The sequence below is a fragment of the Alistipes sp. AF14-19 genome (assembly GCF_003461645.1).
Taxonomy (GTDB): Bacteria; Bacteroidota; Bacteroidia; order Bacteroidales; family Rikenellaceae; genus Alistipes; species Alistipes shahii.
Genome location: NZ_QTXM01000002.1, coordinates 108,113 through 128,858 on the forward strand (window position 1 = coordinate 108,113; position 20,746 = coordinate 128,858).

General features: G+C 60.2%; 15 protein-coding genes. 3 read left to right on the forward strand and 12 right to left on the reverse strand.

The annotated features are described in order from the left end of the window. Positions 1-186 precede the first annotated feature (186 nt). Positions 187-1,827, forward strand: coding sequence for an ABC-F family ATP-binding cassette domain-containing protein (locus DWW03_RS02720; RefSeq protein WP_015546095.1), 1,641 nt, complete (start codon positions 187-189; stop codon positions 1,825-1,827). Positions 1,828-1,922: 95 nt separating this feature from the next. Here the strand turns inward: DWW03_RS02720 and DWW03_RS02725 are convergent, their stop codons facing one another. After that, positions 1,923-3,818: a thioredoxin domain-containing protein gene (locus DWW03_RS02725; protein WP_022061874.1), complete on the reverse strand. Its 1,896-nt coding sequence runs from the start codon at positions 3,816-3,818 to the stop codon at positions 1,923-1,925. A gap of 150 nt (positions 3,819-3,968) precedes the next feature. Continuing rightward, the gene (gene htpG / locus DWW03_RS02730; protein ID WP_118406334.1) at positions 3,969-6,029 is read right to left on the reverse strand and encodes a molecular chaperone HtpG; all 2,061 of its coding nucleotides are present in this window, start codon (positions 6,027-6,029) and stop codon (positions 3,969-3,971) included. 227 nt (positions 6,030-6,256) lie between these two features. On the opposite strand from htpG, the gene DWW03_RS02735 reads away from it, so the two are divergent. After that, the gene (locus DWW03_RS02735) at positions 6,257-6,775 is read left to right on the forward strand and encodes a nitroreductase family protein (protein WP_015546097.1); all 519 of its coding nucleotides are present in this window, start codon (positions 6,257-6,259) and stop codon (positions 6,773-6,775) included. A 41-nt stretch (positions 6,776-6,816) separates the two neighbouring features. On the opposite strand, the gene DWW03_RS02740 is transcribed toward DWW03_RS02735, so the two are convergent. Genes DWW03_RS02740 through dnaE form a run of 3 tightly spaced genes read right to left on the reverse strand, consistent with a single transcriptional unit; the run spans position 6,817 to position 11,971 of the window. Next, on the reverse strand, positions 6,817-7,809 hold the full coding sequence (locus tag DWW03_RS02740) for an aldose 1-epimerase (protein ID WP_022061500.1): 993 nt from the start codon (positions 7,807-7,809) through the stop codon (positions 6,817-6,819). Then, positions 7,809-8,123: a thioredoxin gene (gene trxA, locus DWW03_RS02745; RefSeq protein ID WP_022061499.1), complete on the reverse strand. Its 315-nt coding sequence runs from the start codon at positions 8,121-8,123 to the stop codon at positions 7,809-7,811. Before trxA ends, DWW03_RS02740 begins: the two co-directional genes overlap by 1 nt. A 38-nt stretch (positions 8,124-8,161) precedes the next feature. Next, positions 8,162-11,971 (reverse strand): DNA polymerase III subunit alpha, encoded by a 3,810-nt coding sequence (gene dnaE / locus DWW03_RS02750; protein ID WP_015546099.1) that lies wholly within the window; start codon positions 11,969-11,971, stop codon positions 8,162-8,164. Positions 11,972-12,171: 200 nt separating this feature from the next. Here dnaE and DWW03_RS02755 point away from each other — a divergent pair, with 200 nt between their 5' ends. Then, positions 12,172-12,381 (forward strand): DUF2007 domain-containing protein, encoded by a 210-nt coding sequence (locus DWW03_RS02755; RefSeq protein ID WP_015546100.1) that lies wholly within the window; start codon positions 12,172-12,174, stop codon positions 12,379-12,381. A 42-nt stretch (positions 12,382-12,423) separates the two neighbouring features. On the opposite strand, the gene DWW03_RS02760 is transcribed toward DWW03_RS02755, so the two are convergent. The 7 genes from DWW03_RS02760 to ettA all read right to left on the reverse strand — a co-directional run bounded on the left by DWW03_RS02760 (position 12,424) and on the right by ettA (position 20,680). Next, positions 12,424-13,170, reverse strand: coding sequence for an energy transducer TonB (locus DWW03_RS02760; protein ID WP_118406260.1), 747 nt, complete (start codon positions 13,168-13,170; stop codon positions 12,424-12,426). 30 nt (positions 13,171-13,200) lie between these two features. Then, complete coding sequence (locus tag DWW03_RS02765) at positions 13,201-13,938, reverse strand: shikimate dehydrogenase family protein (RefSeq protein ID WP_118406261.1); 738 nt, start codon at positions 13,936-13,938, stop codon at positions 13,201-13,203. Positions 13,939-13,941: 3 nt separating this feature from the next. Further along, positions 13,942-14,883 carry a DUF368 domain-containing protein gene (locus tag DWW03_RS02770; RefSeq protein WP_015546103.1) on the reverse strand — a complete coding sequence of 314 codons (942 nt, stop codon included), beginning with the start codon at positions 14,881-14,883 and terminating at the stop codon, positions 13,942-13,944. 648 nt (positions 14,884-15,531) lie between these two features. After that, entirely contained in the window at positions 15,532-15,828 is a 297-nt protein-coding gene (locus DWW03_RS02775; protein ID WP_015546104.1) for a DUF3276 family protein, read from the reverse strand. 99 nt (positions 15,829-15,927) lie between these two features. Next, positions 15,928-17,499 (reverse strand): S41 family peptidase, encoded by a 1,572-nt coding sequence (locus DWW03_RS02780; RefSeq protein ID WP_022061070.1) that lies wholly within the window; start codon positions 17,497-17,499, stop codon positions 15,928-15,930. Positions 17,500-17,604: 105 nt separating this feature from the next. After that, positions 17,605-18,951, reverse strand: a complete 1,347-nt coding sequence (gene hisS / locus DWW03_RS02785; protein ID WP_118406262.1) for a histidine--tRNA ligase — start codon at positions 18,949-18,951, stop codon at positions 17,605-17,607. Between the two features lie 52 nt (positions 18,952-19,003). After that, positions 19,004-20,680: an energy-dependent translational throttle protein EttA gene (gene ettA / locus DWW03_RS02790; RefSeq protein WP_015546107.1), complete on the reverse strand. Its 1,677-nt coding sequence runs from the start codon at positions 20,678-20,680 to the stop codon at positions 19,004-19,006. Between the last annotated feature and the right edge of the window lie 66 nt (positions 20,681-20,746).

Genomic DNA, 20,746 nt, shown 5'->3' on the forward strand with positions numbered 1-20,746 from the left:
TCATCGCCCGGAAAGTCCCTCCCCGCAGTACGATTCCGGAACCGCTCCGTCGGGGCGGAAGCAAACCGGCGTTCGCTTCTGCACCCGACGTTTCGTACCTTTGGATACTCCCGCTCGGCAATGTTCAAGTAAATTTGACATTGCCATCGCTTATTCGTACCTTTGCGGCTCAATTTGCGACAACTTATGATTTCAATAGACGGCCTCACCGTAGAGTTCAGCGGCACGACGCTTTTCAAAGACATCTCCTTCACGATCGGCGACAAGGACCGGATCGCCCTGATGGGCAAAAACGGAGCGGGCAAATCGACCCTGCTGAAGATCATCGCCGGAGTGCGTTCGGCCACGCGGGGGCGCGTGACCGTGGGCGAAGGCGGGAAAGTGGGGTATCTGCCCCAGCACCTTCAGGTGGAGGACGGGCGCACGCTCGTCGAGGAGGCGTCGCGGGCCTTCGAACACCTGTTCGAAATCGAGCGGCGGATCGCGGCGCTCAACGAGCAGCTCACGACCCGCACCGACTACGAAAGCGAGTCGTACATGCGGCTGATCGAGGAGGTCACGGCCATCTCCGAGAAGTTCTATGCCGTGGACCTCACCAACTACCAGGAAGACGTGGAGCGCATTCTGCTGGGGCTGGGCTTCGAACGGAGCGACTTCACGCGCCAGACCTCCGAATTCTCGGGCGGCTGGCGCATGCGCATCGAGCTGGCCAAGCTGCTGTTGCAGAAACCCGACCTGCTGCTCTTGGACGAGCCGACGAACCACCTCGACATCGAGTCGATCGAGTGGCTGGAGGATTTCCTGATGAACAACGCCAAGGCCGTAATGGTCATTTCCCACGACAAGGCTTTCGTGGACCACATCACCACGCGCACCATCGAGATCGCCCGCGGACGCATCTACGACTACAAGGTCAACTACTCCCATTACCTCGAACTCCGCAGGGAGCGTCGCGAGCAGCAGCAGGCGGCCTACGACAACCAGCAGAAGATGATCGCCGAGACCCGCGAGTTCATCGAGCGTTTCAAGGGGACCTATTCGAAGACCAATCAGGTGCAGTCGCGCGTGCGGATGCTCGAAAAACTGGAACTCATCGAGGTGGACGAGGAGGACCGATCGGCGCTGAACCTGCGCTTTCCGCCCGCCCCGCGTTCGGGTTCCTATCCGGTCATCACCTCCGAACTGGGCAAGGCGTACGGCGACCACCGGGTGTTCAGCGACGTGTCGATCACCATCGGGCGCGGCGACAAGGTGGCTTTCGTGGGGCGCAACGGCGAGGGCAAGTCGACGATGGTCAAGGCCATCATGGGGCAGATCGACTTCGAGGGCGAGATCCGGATCGGCCATAACGTCCGGATCGGTTACTTCGCGCAGAACGAGGCGTCGGGGCTCGACGAGTCGATCACCGTCTTCAAGACCGTCGACGACATTGCCGTGGGCGACATCCGGACCCGTATCCGCGACATTTTGGGGGCCTTCATGTTCGGCAAGGAGGCCAGCGAGAAACTCGTAAAGGTGTTGTCGGGCGGCGAACGGACGCGTCTGGCGATGATCAAGCTGTTGCTGGAACCAGTCAACCTGCTGATCCTCGACGAGCCGACCAACCACCTCGACCTGAAGACCAAGGAGATTCTCAAAGAGGCCCTGATGGCTTTCGACGGCACGCTGATCGTCGTCTCCCACGACCGCGATTTTCTCGACGGGCTGACATCCAAAATCTACGAATTCTCCCACGGCCGCGTCACCGAGCACCTCGACGGGGTCTACGGTTTCCTCCGGAAGAAGAAAATTGAAAATATCAGCGAAATCGAACGGCGCAAGGCGTAGACGCCGCGCCTGTGAAGTCCCGGACCCTCGGGATTCCGTGCCGCCCGTCCTTGACGCAGACAAAACGGCCGCCCCTCGCAGGGCGGCCGTTTCCGTTATTCGATCATCTTTTTGAGCGTCTTTTTCAGCTTGTCGTGGTTGCGCAGGTCGTTGCGCAGTTTGCTGTTGCCGTCCCGGTCGACGAGCACGTAGGAGGGGATGCCGTCGACTTTGAACTTTTCGCACAGATATTTCCATTGCTCCTCGTTCAGCCGGTAATGCTTGCCGGCGATTTTGCCGATCTGGGTCTTGTAGGTCACCAGCGGCGAGGTCTCGTTGGCAAGGTAAATCCACACGATGTCGTCCGATTTCAGTTCCCCGGTTTTCAGCGGCTCGTTGGCCTTGATCGCCGCCTGGCAGGGTCCGCACCAGGTGTTCCAGAAATCGACCAGCACGACCTTGCCCTTGCAGGGCGCGACGATGGCGTCGAAAAGCTTGTCGGGGGCCACGTCGGGCGTCTCTTCGATCTTCACCTTGCCTTCCAGCGCCGCCAGCTCCCTGCGTACCCTGGCCTGAATAGCCTCGCACGCCTCGGCGTAGAACGGATTCTTCAGCGAACGGAGCGAGGCGAGGTCAGCCTCGGTGAGTTCGCAGTTCGCGGCTTTCGCGGCCATCGGAACGGCTTTGCGCAGATCTACGACAAGACCGTTCTCTGCATGGATAATATCCGCCCAGTCGAAAGCCGAGTAGCTGATGGCTGTCCGGTAGTCGGGTTCGAACTCGCCCATCAGCAGTTTCGGGTCATTGATGTCGAACAATCCGCAGACAGCGGCATAATGTTTCGGCTCCAGTGTGGCAAATTTGTAGTCGATCTTTGCATTGCGGTCCCAAAGATTGTTTACCGAGCGGTAGTTGTGTTCGAGAAGACTGCTGCACGTTACCATGACACAGAGAGCCTCCTGCTTGAGCGAGAGCAGGTTCAGTTCCTTCATCATCTCCGACATGCCGCTGCGGGCGACGCTGTCGGTCAGCATTTTGTATTTGGATACGATCATCTGCGCATATTCGTCCGCCGTCATCCGGTAATCCGCGAATTTGCCCGTATAGAAATCGAACCCGATCTGTTTTTCGGCCCTCATGTCGTACAGCATATTCAGGTCGGCATAGGTTCCCGTCGCATACAGCTTACGGTCGTGTGAGGCTTTTCGTTCCTTGCCGCGGCGCTGGACGATGGATTTGCCCTTCTCTGTGAGGTCAACGTAAATATCCGCGGTTTCCCCGGGAGCCGTCCAGAAATTCAGGTGCATCGAGCCGGGACCGGCCGGATTGCCATAGATCAGCGACGGGCCGTATTGCCCGAATTTAAAGGTCGCAACGCCCGTCTCGGGGTCGATGGGAGCGTCTTTGCGCTCGTGACCGGTCAGCATCGAATTGATATAAAGCGTCATGTCCTTGTACATCCCTTCGCGGAATCCTAACAGGTGGATGTTGACCCTCGTTTCGCCGACGGCGAAGATCGGATCGGGCACCGGACCGTCCTTCGGGGCCTTGCGCAGCTCCCGGGGCAGCCCCTCGGGAAATTCGGGGTACTCCGTTTTGCCCGTCAGGTCCACGCCGTAGAGTTTGAAACAGTCGTCGCAGTCCGATTCGATGAAGTCGAACGACTTTGTTCCGCGGGGCAGGGGAGGGAACCGCAGCATGAACGACGCACGGCCCGAATCGGGCATCCAGAACAGCGAGTCGGGCGTTATGCCTTCGGCCCCGGTGAGCATGAATCTCCGGGCGGGGATTTGCAGATAGCTGTCCGAAGAAATGACGATCCAGTTTTTGGGCCGGTAGTAGGCGTTCATGTGGAGCACGGTCGCCGTGTCGCTCAATTCGACTTTCACGATGTCGAGCGTCTGGGTGTTGGCCGTGGCGATCAGCGGGTTTTCCACGACCCGGTTAGCCGGGGTGCAGGACGGCAGCAGCGCACCGAGCGCCGCTGCGATTAGGAACAGGAGATTTCTCATAGCAGGTTGGTTGGGTTTGTAGTGACAAACAAATGTAGTCTTTTTTTGCTGTTTTTGCAACTGTTTCCGCAAAAAGCGGTTGGATGGCCCGGAACGGAAAAGGGACCGCACTCCGAAAGTGCGGCCCCTTCTCTGCAAACCCTTCAAAAACTATTTTCCGATCAGCGAAATCGAACGCTGGATGAAATCCGTCAGGTTCTTGCCCTTGAGCATGCCGTTGGTCAGCAGCGCCAGGTCGATGATCTGCTTGACGAGGCGGTTTTCGCCGCCGATCTCGCGCAGACGCTGGTTGCGCTCGTCGCGCAGGGTGACGATCTTCTTCGACAGCTCCTCGCGCGTGGATTTCTCCTCGGACGAAAGTTCCTCCTCCTTCTTGCCCTTCACGACCTCGTCGAAACGCTTCTCCTCGGCCACCGCGGCGTCGATCTTCTTGGTGATCGACTTCAGTTTGTCGCCGTAGGACTTCTCCACGTCGGCGAGGATGTCGATGACGATGGGGTGGTTGGCGTTGACCGCGATGGTGAAGTTGTCGGGCATCTGTCCGTAGAACTGGCTCATGCCCCCGCCGCCCGTCTGGGCCATCTCCTTCATGCGGCGCATGAACTCGTTCTGCGTGATCACCACCGGAGCCTCGTCGGGCGACATGGCCTCGAACGAGATATTGTAGTGAATCTTGTCGTCCTTGGGCATCTGGCTCTCGAAAACGGGCGTCAGCACCTCCTGCTGGCCCTCGGTGAGCGACATCTTGACATTCTCCTCCTTCTGGATCAGCTTGTCGACCACGTCGCTGTCGACGCGCACGAAACGCGACTCCTTGTTCTTCGACTCGTACCAGTTGATGTAGTGGCTGTCCAGCTGGCCGTCCATCACCAGCACGTCGTACCCCTTGCCTTTGGCCGCTTCGAGGAACGTGTGCTTCTCCACGGGATCGTCCACATAGAGGAACACCTCCGTCTTGTTCTTGTCGGTCTGGTTCTCCTTCACCTTCTCCGCATACTCCTTGGGGGTGAAATATTTGCCTTCGACGTTCTTCCAGAGCATGATCCCGGCGGCCTTCTCGGCGAACTTCTCGTCGGTGAGGATGCCGTACTGGATGAAGATTTTCAGGTCGTCCCACTTCGCCTCGTAGTCTGAACGCATGGTCGAGAACAACTCCTGCAAGCGGTCTGCGACCTTGCGGGTGATGTAGCTCGAAATCTTCTTCACGTTGGCGTCGCTTTGCAGGTAGCTGCGCGATACGTTGAGCGGAATGTCCGGCGAGTCGATCACGCCGTGCAGCAGCGTCAGGTACTCCGGCACGATGCCCTCGACCTGATCCGTCACATAGACCTGGTTCGAATAGAGCTGGATCTTGTTCTTCTGGATCTCGAAGTTGTTGTGAATCTTCGGGAAGTAGAGGATGCCCGTCAGGTGGAACGGATAGTCGATATTGAGGTGGATCGAGAACAGCGGCTCGTCGCTCATCGGGTAGAGTTCGCGGTAGAACTCCTTGTACTGCTCCTCGGTGATGTCGGCGGGCTTGCGGGTCCACAGCGGCTCGACGTTGTTGATGATGTTGTCCTTGTCGGTGTCGACGTATTTGCCGTCCTTCCACTCCTTGACCTTGCCGAAGGCGATGGGCACGGGCAGGAAGCGGCAGTACTTCTTCAGCAGGGCCTCGACCTGCGCATCCTCGGCGTATTCGAGCGAATCCTCCGAGAGGTGCAGCACGATGGTCGTGCCGCGGTCGCGTGCCTCGTCAGTCTCCTCCATCTCGAACTCGGGCGACCCGGTGCAGCTCCAATGTACGGTTTTAGAACCCTCTTTATAGGATTTCGTGAAAATCTCGACCTTGTCCGACACCATGAATGCCGAGTAGAATCCCAGTCCGAAATGTCCGATAATGGCCTGGTTCTTATACTTCTCCATGAACTCCTCGGCGCCCGAGAAGGCGATCTGGTTGATGTATTTGTCCACCTCCTCGGCCGTCATGCCGACGCCGCGGTCGGTCACGGTGAGCGTTTTCTTCTCCTTGTCGGCGGCGACGCGGATCGTCACGTCGCCCAGATCGCCCTTGGCCTCGCCGATCGACGAGAGGGTTTTCAGCTTCTGGGTGGCGTCCACGGCGTTCGAAATCAGCTCGCGCAGGAAAATTTCATGGTCCGAGTAGAGGAATTTCTTGATGACGGGGAAAATGTTCTCCGTCGTAACTCCGATTTTTCCGTTTTTCATAGTGCTATCGTTGTTGTTGTATTTGATTTCCTGCCCTTCCTGCAACAAACGGTGTGCCAGTACTTTTTTTCTGCCATTCTGTCAGCCGGACCTGCCAAAACGGAGCGCCCGGTTGTATAACGGCGCGAATTTTTATACCTTTGGAGGCGTAACGGCCCTTTTTACCGGTCGGGAGATTTCGAATCGCCCGGCCTGTCCGTACCTTTATATAATTAAAACCTTTGCAAATGGATTTTCTGAAACTGGCGAAAAAGCGGTACGCCTGCCGCAAATACCTCTCCAGGCAAGTGGAGCCGGAGAAACTGGAGCTGATCCTCGAAGCGGGCCGCGTGGCCCCCACGGGCGCCAACCGCCAGCCCCAGCGGCTGGTGGTCGTGCAGTCGAAGGAGGGCATGGAACGCCTTGCGCGCTGCACGCGCGATTTCGGCGCCCCGACGGCCGTCATCGTCTGCGCCGACACCTCCGAGGCGTGGACCCGTAAGTACGACGGCAAGAACATTTCGGACATCGACGCGTCGATCGTCACCGACCACATGATGCTTGCCGCCGCGTCGCTGAACCTCGACACGCTGTGGATCTGCATGTTCAAACCCGAAGCCGTGCGCGAGGAGTTCGCCCTTCCGGCGAACGTCGAACCCGTGAACATCCTGCTGATCGGCTACGGCGACGGCCCGGCGGCCGATCCCAACCGCCACGACACGCTGCGCAAACCGCTCTCCGCGACGGTCTTCCACGAGAGGTTTTGAGACAAAAAAGAGGATCGCCGGTCGATCCTCTTTTTTTACCACTATTTCGCATACAGGCGGAAAGTCGTGCGCCACGACTCGCCCGGGTCAATGGCCCGAAACCCTTCGGCCGCGGGATCGGCGGCGTTGGGGGCGTTCGTGGTCCATGTCTGCGGCTCGGGACAGCAGTAGGGCACTTGCCCTCCGTTGTTCCACAGCGTCCAGTAGGTCGTCTGCTCGTCGACCTCGTAGCAGGTTCTCACGCCCGTGCGCAGGTGCTCGACCAGCGCGCCGCGGAACGGTTTGCCGTCCACGTCGATCTCGCGCAGCGTAAAACCCGCCTCGATCGGCCCGCAGCCGGTGACCTGAAGCCCTTCGCGGCGCAATTTGGAAAATTGCTCCGACAGCGGCAGCCTGCGTCCCGTCGGGAGGTTGCGGCCATCGAGTTCGACCTCTTCCCCGACAGCCAGGCGCATCACGTAGTCGGCGTCGATCCCGCCCGCAAAGGGAATCGTCAGCGGGGTGTGAAAACCCACGCCCAGGGGCATGCGGGTCTCGCTGCGGTTGAAGAACACCACCTCCTGCTCCAACCCTTCGGCCGTGAGCCGGTAGGTGATCTTGCACTTGAACTCGTGCGGGAAATCGCGGTAAACGGCATCGTTCCCCGCATTGGCGTAGTAACGGCATTCGATCATCACCTCCCTGTCCGTCTCGCGGGCCTTCGACACCAGGAACGCCTCGCTCTTGAGGACGCCGTGGTGGTAGTTCCGTTCCCTCTCGATGGTGATGGGATACTGGTACGTGCGTCCCTCGAAGACGTAACGGCCGTCGGCGATGCGGTTGGGCGGGAACAGGATCGGAAGCCCGAAGACCTGCGGACGGCTCCGGAACGTCTCGATCTCCCCGGGTCCGGGCGTGCGCAGAATCTCCGCGCCCAGCCGGGTGTTGGCCAGCCGCACGAGGTTGGCCCCCATCTCCGGAATCAGCAGCGCCGTATACTCCCCCTTGGAGAACTCCACGCCTTTCAGCCCGTGGAAGTCGATGGCGCGCAGCATCAGAGAAGCTTCTCGATCTTGGCCTTCAGGGCATCCTTCGGGCATGCGCCGACCTGCTTGTCGACCAGCTCGCCGCCCTTGAGGAAGACGATCGTCGGGATGTTCCTCACGCCGTACTTCATCGTGATGTCGTCGTTCTCCTCGACGTCGCACTTGCCGATGACGACCTTGCCTTCGTATTCCGCAGCCAGTTCGTCCACGATGGGCGACATCGTGCGGCAGGGACCGCACCATTCGGCCCAGAAGTCGATGACCACCGGCTGATCGCCTGCGACCAGCGCTTCGAAATTGTCTTTGTTGATTGCCAATGCCATAGCTTTGAGTTTTTTGTTGATTATCAATTAAAGTATGCTTATGCGATTGAGTAGTGGATGCTGTTGTCGTCCAAATATCCGACCAGAGATTGCGAGAGGCTCACCTTGTGGCTTTTCGAGAAGAGGCGCAGCGAGACCTGCGCTCCGCGGTCGTAGACGTTCAGGCGCAGCAGCGTGTCGCCCTTCGACTCGCGGACCCTCTCCGTCAGGTCGTGAATGAACGCTTCGGTCACCTCCTCGATCGGCAGCTGCACGATCATCTCCTTGATCGTGTCGCGCATCTCCTGCAACTGAACCATCGAAATGATCTTGAATTCCAGCTCCTTGTCGTTGTAGGGCTTGGCCTGCACGCGGCCCCGGACGAAGAGGAAATAGTCCGGGAAAAGGTATTTGCGGAAGTTCTCGTAGTCCTTGCCGAAGAGGGCGAACTCGTGGCCTCCGTTGTAGTCCTCGAGTTTGAACTTGCCCCACGGCTTGCCGGTCTTGGTCATCAGGTTCTGCACGCCCACGACCATGCCCGCCACGGCGATCTCCTGCCCCTTGAGGGCGTCGAGGTTCTCCAGTTCCGAAAGCTGGGTCTTGCACATGTGGTCGATAATGATTTTATAATCGTCGAGCGGGTGCGCCGAGAGGTAAAGGCCCACCATTTCGCGCTCCTTCGTGAGTTTTTCCAACTGGCTCCAGTCGGCGCAGGCCGGAAGCACCGGGCGCTGGATGTCCACGTGCTCGCCGCCGCCGAACAGACTCTGCTGGGCGTTGTTCTGCTCGGTCTGGAACCGCTGCCCGTAGCGCATCAGCTGCTCGATGAAGGTGATGCCGCTCGAATCGCGCAGGTCGACGCCGAAGTACTTGCAGCGTGCGAAATCCGAGATCGAGTCGAACGCCCCGGCGTAAGCCAGATTTTCGAGGCATTTGCGGTTGACGAGCGAGTAGTTCACGCGCTCGACGAAGTCGTATATGTCCTTGAAAGGCCCGTTGGCCTTGCGTTCGGCGATGATGCTCTCCACGGCCGCCGCACCGACGCCCTTCACCGCCGCGAGGCCGAAGCGCACGTCCCCGGCGGCGTTGGACGAGAAGGTCCGCATCGACTCGTTGATGTCGGGTCCCATGACGCTGATGCCCATGCGCTTGCACTCGTTCATGTAGAGCGTCAGCTGCTCGATGTTCGTGAGGTTTCGGCTCAACACGGCGGCCATGTACTCCGAAGGGTAGTTGGCCTTGAGGTAGGCCGTCTGGTAAGCCACCCACGAGTAGCACGTGGCGTGCGACTTGTTGAACGCGTAGGAGGCGAATTTCTCCCAGTCGCCCCAGATCTTTTCGAGCACCTTCGGATCGTGTCCGTTCTTCCTGCCGCCCTCGATGAACTTGGGTTTCAGGTGGTCCAGCTTGTCCTTGAGTTTCTTGCCCATGGCCTTGCGGAGCGTGTCCGACTCGCCGCGGGTGAAGTTGGCCAGAAGACGCGACAGCAACATGACCTGCTCCTGGTAGACCGTGATGCCGTAGGTGTCCTTGAGATACTTCTCCATCACGGGGATGTCGTACTCGATGGGGCTGCGGCCGTGCTTGCGGGCGATGAAGTCCGGGATGTAGTCCATCGGGCCGGGCCGGTAGAGGGCGTTCATCGCGATCAGGTCCTCGAAGGTCGAGGGTTGCAGCTCGCGCAGGTACTTCTGCATGCCCGCGGACTCGAACTGGAACGTCCCGACGGTGCGGCCTTCGCCGTAGAGGCGGTAGGTCGCGGGGTCGTTGATGATCGTGAAGTCGTCGATGTCGATCTTCACGCCCTTGGTCAGGCGGATGTTCTCCACGGCGTCCTTGATGATCGAAAGGGTCTTCAGCCCCAGGAAGTCCATCTTGATCAGTCCCGTGTCCTCGATCACCGAACCCTCGTACTGCGTGACGAGCATCTTCTCGCCGGTCTCCTTGTCGTCGGCCGTCGAGACGGGGACCCAGTCCGTGATGTCGTCGCGGCAGATGATCGTGCCGCAGGCGTGCACGCCCGTGTTGCGGACGTTTCCTTCGAGCATCTTGGCGTAACGGATCGTATCGCGCAGAATCGGGTTGTCCGACTGTTCGGCGGCTTTCAGTTCGGGGACGTAGTCGATGGCGTTCTGCAGGTTGAGCTTCTTGTCGGGAATCTTGTCCGGCACGAGTTTGCAGAGGCGGTCCGACTCCGAGAGCATCAGTTTCTGCACGCGCGCCACGTCCTTGATGGCCAGTTTGGTGGCCATCGTGCCGTAGGTGATGATGTGCGCCACCTTCTCCTTGCCGTATTTCTGCGTCACCCAGTTCAGGACCCTTCCGCGGCCGTCGTCGTCGAAGTCGACGTCAATATCGGGGAGCGAAATACGGTCGGGGTTCAGGAAACGCTCGAACAGCAGGTCGTAGGCGATGGGGTCGATCTGCGTGATGCCGAGGCAGTAGGCCACGGCCGATCCGGCGGCCGATCCGCGGCCCGGACCCACCGACACGTCCAGCTCCTCGCGCGCGGCGCGTATGAAGTCCTGCACGATCAGGAAGTAGCCCGGGAAACCCATCGTCTTCATAATGTGCAGCTCGAATTTCAGCCGTTCCTCCTGCTCTTCGGTCAGCTGCTCGCCGTAGCGCCTGTGCGCACCGTCCATCGTCAGCTTGGCCAGATAGTCGGCCTCGAACTTGATGCGGTAGAGTTTGTCGTAACCTCCTAATTTCTGAATCTTCTTGAGTCCCTCCTCCTCCGACATCACCACGTTGCCGTTCTCGTCGCGCGTGAATTCATCGAAAAGGTCCTTTTCCGTGAGCCGGGCGCGGTATTCGGCCTCGGTTCCGAACTCCTCGGGGATCTCGAAGTTAGGCATGATCGGCGCATGGTCGATCGAGTAGCACTCGATCTGGTTGCAGATGTCGACGGTCGTCGACATCGCCTCGGGGTCGGTCTGGCCGAAGATCGCGGCCATCTCGGCCGTCGTCTTGAGCCACTCCTGCTTCGAGTAGAGCATGCGCTTGGGGTCGTCGAGGTCCTTGCCCGTCGAGAGACAGATCAGCCGGTCGTGCGCCTCGGCGTTGTCTTCGTCCACGAAGTGCACGTCGTTGGTGCAGACCATTCTGACGTTGTGCTTCGCGGCCAGTTCGCGCAGGTGCTTGTTCACGTGCAGCTGCATGGGATAGGCCTCGTGGTTGGCCCGCTCGACGGTGGCCTTGTGGAGTTGCAGTTCGAGGTAATAGTCGTCGCCGAAGACCTTCTTGTGCCATCGGATCGACTCCTCGGCCTTTTCGAGGTCGTTGGCCGTGATGGCGCGCGGAACCTCGCCCGCCAGACAGGCCGAACAGCAGATCAGCCCCTCGTGGTATTTCTCGATCTCCGTGCGGTCGGTTCGCGGACGCATGTAGAAACCTTCGGTCCACGCCTTCGAGACGATCTTGATGAGGTTGTGGTATCCCTTGAGGTTCTTGGCCAGCAGGATCAGGTGGTAGCCGCTCTGGTCGGGCTTGCCCTCCTTGTCGTGGAGCCGGCGGCGCGCCACGTAGACCTCGCAGCCGATGATGGGCTTGAAGGCGAGTTTGCGCCGGCACTCCTCCAGTTGTCTTTCGCATTTGGCGATCTCGGCAGCGGGGTCGGCGCAGGTCTCCGTGCCGTCGCGCAGGGCGGCGATGCGGGCCTCCGCCTCGGCGGCCTTGTCCTTGCATTTGCCCTTGACTTTCTGGACGTAGTTGTAGAACTCCTTGATGCCGAACATGTCGCCGTGGTCCGTCACGGCGATGCCGGGCTGTCCGTCGGCCATGGCCTTGTCCACGAGCCGCTGGACGCTGGCCTGTCCGTCGAGGATCGAATATTGCGTATGTACGTGAAGGTGTACGAATTGGGGCATTGCGTCAAAATTTTGCTACGACAAAGATAATATAAATCGGGGGTATAATCAAATGCCGGACGACTTGTTTTGCCGGGATGCGGCCCCTCTCCGGTTCCGGACGAAGATAATGTTTTCTTATTGAAGAATTCATGGCAGGGCTATTGCATTTTACCGATAAAATGCTTAACTTTAAACACCGAACCAAGAACCGAAGAATTATGCAAGACGACACGTTGGTTGTACTGGCGGAGTACAACACCATCACAGAGGCCGAGATCGCCAAGTCGATGCTCGACAGCGCCGGTATCTGGTCGACGATCCGCAACGAATACATGTCGGCCATCTACCCGATAGGGACCATGCCCGCCCAGATTGTCGTCCGCGAAGAGGACTACGAGAAGGCGAAGGCGATGCTCCACCACCGATAAGAACCCCATGAAAAAGCTCCGCTGCACGGCGGAGCTTTTCGTTCAGTTGTTGTGGTAGTTGACCCGGTATTCGTAGGCCGTCCGCTGGGGCACGCCGCGCACCTTGCGGGGCGTCCATTTGCCCTTGCTGCTGCGGATGACGCGGAGCACCTCTTTGGTCAGCCGCTCGTCGGGCGACTGCACGACCTCGCCGATGGCGATGCGCCCGTCCGGCTCGATGTAGAACCGCACGTGCACCACTCCCTCCACGCCCTTCTCCGTGAAACGCCCGTCGTAGCGGATGCGCATTTTGGCCCACGCGTGGAAATTCTCGTCCGGATTTTCCCCCATGAAGAGCAGCGGATCGGCGTCCTGCGCCCTCCGGATCTTCTCGACCGGAATGCGGATCGTCATCCGCGAAGTGTAGGAAACCGGACTTCCGTCGGTCAGCGTCGCGGGACTCCACGTTCCGCCCAGACGGTCGTACGCCTTCTCCATCGCCCGGCGGGTTGCCGCCGTCGCCGGAGCGAACTCCGCATGATCGCGGCCCTCCTGCGTATTGTCCATGTAGCGCCACTCCGCGACGTTTCCCGCCTTGTCGATTTGCAGGACGATGCCCACGACCGGAGAGATCGAGTCCGCCGGAATCTGCTGCTCGATGGCAATCTTCTCGACCGTGGCGGCCATGCGCGTCATAAAGACCCTGATCACCGCACCGTTGAATGCGGGAGGCGTCACCTCCGACTGCGCGAAGACCGCTCCCGTTCCGGCAAGCAGAACGAATAATATCGACAACAAGCGGTTTTTCATAACATTATAAGATTTATTTAAAGCCCCGCTTTAAGCATTCCAGATGCGCCACGAGGCTTCGGCCTGCTCAACAAACATCGTCCGCCCGTTCAGAATATGCGCCCCGCGCTGACGGCCGTAGTCGAGGAATTGCGTCAGCGGCGGATTGTAGACCAGGTCGAGCAGGTAGTGCTCCGGCGTGACATAGGCATAGGGGATACGCGGCGCGGCATCGACGTTGGGGTAGGTCCCCACGGGCGATGCGTTGACAATCAACCGGCTGGACTCCACTGCCTCACACGGCAGATCGTCGTAGGTGTAGTTGCCTTTCGCCGCTTCGCGCGAGACCAGCGCAAAGGGGATGTCGCGTTCGGCAAGGGCATACTGCACGGCCTGCGAAGCGCCTCCCGTGCCGAGCACGAGGGCTTGCCCGGGCTGGGCCGCGCCCAGCAGTTCGTTCAGCGCGGCCCGGAGGCCGATGACATCGGTGTTGTGGCCCGCGAGACGCCCGTCCGCCGTGCGGCGGATGCAGTTGACGGCCCCGATGGCCTCGGCCTCGGGCGACACCGAATCCAGAAAGGCCATTACGTCGCGCTTGTAGGGAATCGTGACGTTCAGCCCGCAAAGCTCCGGGAGACGCTCCAGCAGACCGGGCAGGTCTCCGATCGACCCGAGTTCGTAAAGCGAGTATTCACAGTCGGTTACTCCCTCTCTGTTGAACTTTTCCGTGAAGTAGGCGGCCGAAGCCGAATGCCCCAGCGGGCGTCCGATCAGTCCGAAGCGTCGCATGGGTTACTTCTCCTCTTTTTTGACGATGATGCGCGCCAGCAGTTCGATGCCGTAGATGGCCAGAAATCCGACGACGCAGAGCAGAACCGCCTGCACAAGCTGCGATGGCTGGCCGGTGAGCTGTTCGAAGGTCCCGGGAGCGACGTTGTGCTGGACGAGCGGCTGTGCGACGCCGTGGCTGTCGAGGTAGGTCTCGGCGGTCTCCTTCCACGGCCAGACCTTGTTGAGCGAGCCGACCATGAAGCCCATCAGCACGGCCACCGTGACGTCGTGCCAGTGTTTGAGCAGCCACGACAGCAGGTGCGAGAAGGAGATGATGCCCGCCGCGGCTCCGACGACGAAGATCACGATGACGGGAATGTTCAGATCGCCCACGGCCTGCATGATATATTGGTATTTGCCCAGCAGCAGCAGGATGAAGGCCCCGGAGATGCCGGGCAGGATCATGGCGCAGATGGCGATGGCGCCCGAAAGCATCACGAACCACCAGTCGTTGGGGGTTTCTGCGGGCGTGGCGACGGTGATCCACCAGGCCGCGGCGGCCCCTGCGACGAACGCGAGGAGGCTCCGCCAGTCCCAGCGTCCGATTTGCCGGGCGACGAGCAGCGCCGAGGCGATGATCAACCCGAAGAAGAACGACCAGATGGCGATGGGATGGTAGGTCAGCAGATAGGTCATCAGGCGAGCCAGCGAAAAGATCGCAATGGCGATGCCCAGCAGCACGGGCAGCAGGAAACTACCGTTGATATGGCGCCAGAACTCGCCGAGGCGGAGTTTCAGCAGCAGCTTGAGCGCCGTGGCGTTGACGCTGCGGATCGAGTCGAGCAGTTCTTCGTAGATACCCGAAATGAAAGCGATCGTACCGCCCGAGACGCCGGGAACTACGTCGGCCATACCCATGGCGCACCCTTTGAGCGCAAGTACGATGTACCGGGAAAAATTCATGGTTTGTTTGCGTATTTTGGTTTTAAACGCAAAGATACGAATAAGCCGGATACAAAAGCAAACTTGTTTGCGATTTTGTTCAGACGGAGTATCTTCGGCGCAGCCAAAGATAGGGGATAAAAGACGAACGCCCGCGTTCCGAAAATTAAGTTTTCATCAATTTTTCGGGAGCCTGCCGTTTTTCGCACCCGCCTGCGTCCGCCGCTGCCGGACGTTCTCCTGCTCCCCGGCAGGTTCCGGGGACATCCCGTGCGGATAAGCCTCCGCCGCGGAGGGATTTCCCGCAGTCGGCACCGCTCCTTTCGGAATGCCGCGCTGCGCAGGGCGCACATTCGTCCCAAACAACCGCTGCCGGACCTTCTCCCGCTCCCCGACAGTTCCGGGGACATCCTGTGCGGATAAGCCTCCGCCGCGGAGGGATTTCCCGCAGTCGGCGCCGTTCCTTTCGGAATGCCGCGCTGTGCAGGGCGCACATTCGTCCCAAACAACCGCTGCCGGACCTTCTCCCGCTCCCCGACAGTTCCGGGGACATCCTATGCGGATAAGCCTCCGCCGCCTCCCGGGAGCTGTCGCCGGACTCCGGCGCATCTTACGGCGGAACCGGGCCGGCGCCCGATTTCCGCGCGCTCCGAAACGGATCGGAACGGGCTATTCCTCCGGCTCGGGGCATGCCTTGCTGCGGCGGATGAACTCGACGACCTCGTGCAGTCCGTCGGCGAATTTCGAAAAATCCTCCTTGTAGAGGAATATCTTGTGGCGGTCGTAACTCGATGTGCCGTCGGGGGCCGTGATTTTGCGGCTCTCGGTGATGGTCAGGAAATAGTCGTCGCCGCGCGTGGCCCGGACATCGAAAAAATAGGTCCGGCGGCCCGCCTTTACGGCTTTGGAAAGAATCTGGGCTTCGTAATCCTCGCCTTCGCGACGGAGATGGGTTGGGGATAGCATGGGTTTCGTTTTTGGGTTGGTTTCAGCTTTTTCAGCGCACGCTCGTATCTACGAATATACGCAAAAAAAAGTGAATTTCCAAAAACTTGCAGGGCTATTTTACGGCTCCAGAACCGGCTGACCCGATTTGTCCCAATCTTCGAGAATCGCCACGGCCCGGGCGTAGGCGGGGCTTGCGGCGGGGTTGATGACCCGAAAATAGGCTCCCGTGCCGAACAGCCGCTGCGCCGCGAGGGCTTTGAGCTGCATGCGCACGAGAGGCTCGGAGACGGCGAACCCTTCGGCGTCGAACTTCACGCCGCGGCTTTCACCGAGCGCCGTGAGTCTTTCGAGAACCTCGTCCGAGGGGGTATACCCGGCGTCGAAGGCTTCGAACGAGGCGTAGCGGCGCGAGAGGCTGTCGCGCGAACCGTCGAGCCAGTCGCCCACGAAATCGGCCACGATGCCGCGGCGGATCAGTTCGCCGTAGTAGTTCGAGAAACCCGCCGTGTCGGCCTCGACGAGGATGTCGGGACGGATGCCTCCGCCGCCGTAGACCGTGCGTCCGGTGCGGAGCGTGCGGTAGGCCGGGGCCGCCGCGTCGAGCGAATCGCGCGCGGCATCGTCATAACGGCGCAGGTGGTCGAGGTAGTACTCGCGGCGCTTCCCCTTCTCGTAGGGACGCTGGATGACGCGGCCCGAAGGGGTGTGATAACGGGCCACGGTGATGCGCACGGCCGAACCGTCCGAAAGCCCGATCTGCCGCTGCACGAGACCCTTGCCGAAGCTCGGGCGGCCTACGACCACGCCGCGGTCCCAGTCCTGCACGGCCCCTGCGACGATCTCCGAAGCCGAAGCCGACGATTCGTCGATCAGCACCACGAGACGTCCCTTGAGGTCCTCGCCGTTGGTCTGGGCGCGGAACGACGACGCCGGAACGGCGCGCCCCTCGGTCGAGACGATCACCGCGCCGCGCGGCAGGAAGAATCCCGCCATCCCGATCGCCTGCTCCAGCAGGCCGCCGCCATTGCCCCGCAGGTCGAGGATCAGCCCTTCGGGCCGTCCCAGCTTGCGGTAGGCCTCGGTGAATTCGTCCATCGTGGTGCGGCCGAAGCGGTTGACCTTGATATAGCCGATGCCCTCGCCGGCCAGATAGGAGGCGTCGACGGTGTTCAGGGGGATTTTGTCGCGGACGATCACGAAATGGAGCCGTCCGGGCGTGCCGTGGCGCACGACGTCGATTCCGACCTTCGTGCCGGTCTTGCCCCGCAGGTGTTTGGGCACGTCCGTGCGGCTCATCCCCACGGCGTCGAGCGTATCAATGCGCACGATGCGGTCGTTGGCCCTGACGCCGACCCGTTCGGCTGGTCCCCCGGCGATGGTGTTCACCACGATCACCGTGTCGCGCAGGACGTTGAACTCCACGCCGATGCCGCTGAATTCCCCGTCGAAACTCTCCTGCACGCCCTTCATCTCCTCGGCGCCGATGTAGGCCGAGTGGGGGTCCAGCTCTTCGAGCATGCCCGTGATGGCGCCCTCGACGACGGGTTTCATCTCCACCTCGTCGACGTAAAGACCCGAAAGATAACGGAAAACCTGCGCGAGTTTCTGGAACTGGCGCGCATCGTCCTCGTTCTGCGCCGCGAGGGGCAGGACGGAGAGGGTAGCGAGTATGACGAATAATCGGCGCATGATTCGATTCAAAATTCACAATTCACAATTCACAATCCGACTTTGCGGCAAAAGCCCGCAGGTCGGCTTCCGCAACCCTGCAACCCTGCAATCCCGAATTCTCGATTATGAATTGCAGATTTCGGTTGCCAGCTTGTCTAACGAAACCTGCCGCTGTTCACCCGTGCGCATGTCCTTGACGGTTGCGGCCCCGGCCTCCAGCTCCTGCGACCCCACGATCACCACATAAGGGATGCCGCGGCGGTTGGCGTACTCCATCTGCTTCTTCATCTTGCCCGCCTCGGGGTAGATTTCGGCGGCGATTTCACGCCCGCGCAGTTGACGCAGCAGCGGCAGCACGGCGGCCTCCTCCTCCGCGCCGAGGTTCACGAACAGCACGCGGGTCGAACTGTTGACCTCCTCGGGGAAGAGCGAAAGTCCCGTCATCACGTCGTAAATGCGGTCCGCACCGAACGAAATGCCCACGCCCGACATATTGGGCATGCCGAAAATTCCCGTCAGGTCGTCGTAACGGCCGCCGCCGCAGATCGAGCCGATGGCGAAATCGAGGGCCTTGACCTCGAAGATCGCACCGGTGTAGTAGTTCAAACCGCGTGCCAGCGAGAGGTCCAGCTCCACCGTGAGGTCGATGCCCAGCCGCCCGACATAGCCGAATACGGTCTCCATCTCCTCGATGCCCTTCATGCCCGTCTCCGAAACAGCGAGCACTTCTTTCAGCTGGTTGAGCTTCTGCGCATTGTCGCCGCTCAACTCAAGTATCGGTTGAAGTTTGTCGACCGCCTCCCGATCCAGGCCGCGCTCCATCAGTTCGGCCTTCACGTTGTCCAGTCCGATCTTTTCCAGCTTGTCGATGGCGATGGTGATGTCCATCATCTTGTCGGCATGGCCGATGGCTTCGGCGATGCCGAACAGGATCTTGCGGTTGTTCATCTTCAGCGCCACGCGGATGCCGAGGGCCTTGAACACCCGTTCGACGATCTCGACCAATTCGACCTCGCACAGCAGCGAGCGCGTGCCGATCACGTCGACGTCGCACTGGTAGAATTCGCGGTAGCGGCCTTTCTGCGGCCGGTCGGCGCGCCACACGGGCTGAATCTGGTAGCGTTTGAAGGGGAACGTCAGTTCGCCCTGATGCTGCACGACGTAACGCGCGAAAGGCACCGTAAGGTCGTAACGAAGTCCTTTTTCGCAGATTTTCGACGCGCTGCGCACCTCCTCGTCCGACAGTCCGGCGGCGTAGTCGCCCGAATTGAGAATCTTGAACAGGAGCTTGTCGCCCTCGTCGCCGTACTTGCCCAGCAGGGTCGAGAGGTTCTCCATCGAGGGGGTTTCGAGCGGCGCGAACCCGTAGGCGCGGAACACCCGGCGGATCGTGTCGAAAATATACTGGCGGCGCATCATCTCCGCGGGGGAGAAGTCGCGCGTGCCCTTGGGAATCGAAGGTTTCTGCATGGCAAAAACAATTTTTAATTTTTCATTCTTAATTTTCAATTGATACAAAAAACTAATCCGCGATCAGTTTTTTGTACCTCACCCGGTGGGGCTGCGTGTCGCCGCCCTGGGCCTTCTTCCACGCCTCATACTCCGAGTAGGAGCCTTCGTAGAAGACCACCTTCGAGTCGCCCTCGAACGAGAGGATGTGCGTGGCGATACGGTCGAGGAACCAGCGGTCGTGCGAAATGACCACGGCGCATCCGGCGAAATTTTCGAGACCTTCCTCCAGCGCCCGCAGCGTGTTGACGTCGATGTCGTTGGTCGGTTCGTCCAGCAGCAGCACGTTGCCCTCCTCCTTCAGGGCGAGGGCCAGGTGCAGGCGATTGCGCTCGCCGCCCGAGAGCATGCCGCATTTCTTCTCCTGATCGGCGCCCGAGAAGTTGAAACGGGCGACATAGGCGCGGGCGTTGACCTGCCGGTTGCCCAGCGTCATCAGGTCCAGACCGCCCGAGATCACCTCGAAGACCGTCTTTTCGGGGTCGATCGACTTGTGCTGCTGGTCCACATAGGCCAGTTTCACCGTGGGACCCACGCGGAACGAGCCGCTCGTCGGAGTTTCGAGGCCCATGATCATGCGGAAGAGGGTGGTCTTGCCCGTGCCGTTCGCGCCGATCACGCCCACGATGCCCGCAGGGGGCAGCGAGAAATCCAGCCCCTCGTACAGCACGCGGTCGCCGAAGGCTTTCGAAACGTCGTGCGCCTCGATCACCACGTCGCCCAGACGCGGACCGTTGGGGATGAAGATTTCGAGCTTCTCCTCTTTCTGTTTCGTATCCTCGTTCATCATCTTGTCGTAGGCCGACAGACGGGCCTTCGACTTGGCGTGGCGGCCCGAGGGCGACATGCGCACCCACTCCAGCTCGCGTTCGAGGGTCTTGCGGCGCTTCGACTCCTGCTTCTCCTCCATGGCCATGCGCGTGGTCTTCTGGTCGAGCCAGCCCGAGTAGTTGCCCTTCCACGGAATGCCCTCGCCGCGGTCGAGTTCGAGAATCCACCCGGCGACGTTGTCCAGAAAATAACGGTCGTGGGTCACGGCGATCACCGTACCCTTGTATTGCTGGAGATGCTGTTCGAGCCAGTCGATCGACTCGGCGTCGAGGTGGTTCGTAGGCTCGTCGAGCAGCAGCACGTCGGGCTGCTGCAACAGCAGGCGGCACAGGGCCACGCGGCGGCGCTCACCGCCCGAAAGGTGTTTCACCGGCTCGTCGGGATCGGGACACCGCAGGGCGTCCATCGCGCGCTCCAGCACGCTGTCCAGCTCCCAGCCGTTGCACTGGTCGATCTTCTCGTACAGCTCGCCCTGACGTTCGATCAGCCTGGCCATCGTGTCGTCGTCCATCGGCTCGCACAGCTTTTGGTTGATCTCCTCGTACTCCTTCAGCAACGCCACGGTCGTCGCGCAGCCCTCCTCGACGACCTCGCGGACCGTCTTCGAGTCGTCGAGCCTGGGTTCCTGTTCGAGATAACCCACCGTATAGCCCGGCGAGAAGACCACTTCGCCGTCGAAGTTCTTGTCGATTCCGGCGATGATCTTCATCAGGGTCGACTTTCCCGAGCCGTTCAGGCCGATGATGCCGATTTTCGCGCCGTAGAAAAAGGAGAGGTAGATGTTGTTGAGCACCCGTTTCTGGTTGGTGAAGGTCTTGCTTACGCCGACCATCGAAAAGATGATTTTTTCGTCTGCCATATCTTGTGTTTGAATTGTCCGAAATAAGGATTCTTGCAAAGATACGGAGAAAATCCGGAATTTTAA

What these genes read in the sequence shown, in the direction of transcription:
- DWW03_RS02740 (WP_022061500.1), bottom strand. Translation starts at nt 7,809, where the DNA reads ATGCTGCGCGCCATCGACTTCCACGGGCTGAAAGGCGTGGAGTTCTCC.
- DWW03_RS02755 (WP_015546100.1), top strand. Translation starts at nt 12,172, where the DNA reads ATGCAAGACGACACGTTGGTTGTACTGGCGGAGTACAACACCATCACA.
- dnaE (WP_015546099.1), bottom strand. Translation starts at nt 11,971, where the DNA reads ATGCCCCAATTCGTACACCTTCACGTACATACGCAATATTCGATCCTC.
- DWW03_RS02720 (WP_015546095.1), top strand. Translation starts at nt 187, where the DNA reads ATGATTTCAATAGACGGCCTCACCGTAGAGTTCAGCGGCACGACGCTT.
- hisS (WP_118406262.1), bottom strand. Translation starts at nt 18,951, where the DNA reads ATGCAGAAACCTTCGATTCCCAAGGGCACGCGCGACTTCTCCCCCGCG.
- DWW03_RS02760 (WP_118406260.1), bottom strand. Translation starts at nt 13,170, where the DNA reads ATGAAAAACCGCTTGTTGTCGATATTATTCGTTCTGCTTGCCGGAACG.
- ettA (WP_015546107.1), bottom strand. Translation starts at nt 20,680, where the DNA reads ATGGCAGACGAAAAAATCATCTTTTCGATGGTCGGCGTAAGCAAGACC.
- DWW03_RS02780 (WP_022061070.1), bottom strand. Translation starts at nt 17,499, where the DNA reads ATGCGCCGATTATTCGTCATACTCGCTACCCTCTCCGTCCTGCCCCTC.
- DWW03_RS02770 (WP_015546103.1), bottom strand. Translation starts at nt 14,883, where the DNA reads ATGAATTTTTCCCGGTACATCGTACTTGCGCTCAAAGGGTGCGCCATG.
- htpG (WP_118406334.1), bottom strand. Translation starts at nt 6,029, where the DNA reads ATGAAAAACGGAAAAATCGGAGTTACGACGGAGAACATTTTCCCCGTC.
- DWW03_RS02775 (WP_015546104.1), bottom strand. Translation starts at nt 15,828, where the DNA reads ATGCTATCCCCAACCCATCTCCGTCGCGAAGGCGAGGATTACGAAGCC.
- DWW03_RS02725 (WP_022061874.1), bottom strand. Translation starts at nt 3,818, where the DNA reads ATGAGAAATCTCCTGTTCCTAATCGCAGCGGCGCTCGGTGCGCTGCTG.
- DWW03_RS02765 (WP_118406261.1), bottom strand. Translation starts at nt 13,938, where the DNA reads ATGCGACGCTTCGGACTGATCGGACGCCCGCTGGGGCATTCGGCTTCG.
- trxA (WP_022061499.1), bottom strand. Translation starts at nt 8,123, where the DNA reads ATGGCATTGGCAATCAACAAAGACAATTTCGAAGCGCTGGTCGCAGGC.
- DWW03_RS02735 (WP_015546097.1), top strand. Translation starts at nt 6,257, where the DNA reads ATGGATTTTCTGAAACTGGCGAAAAAGCGGTACGCCTGCCGCAAATAC.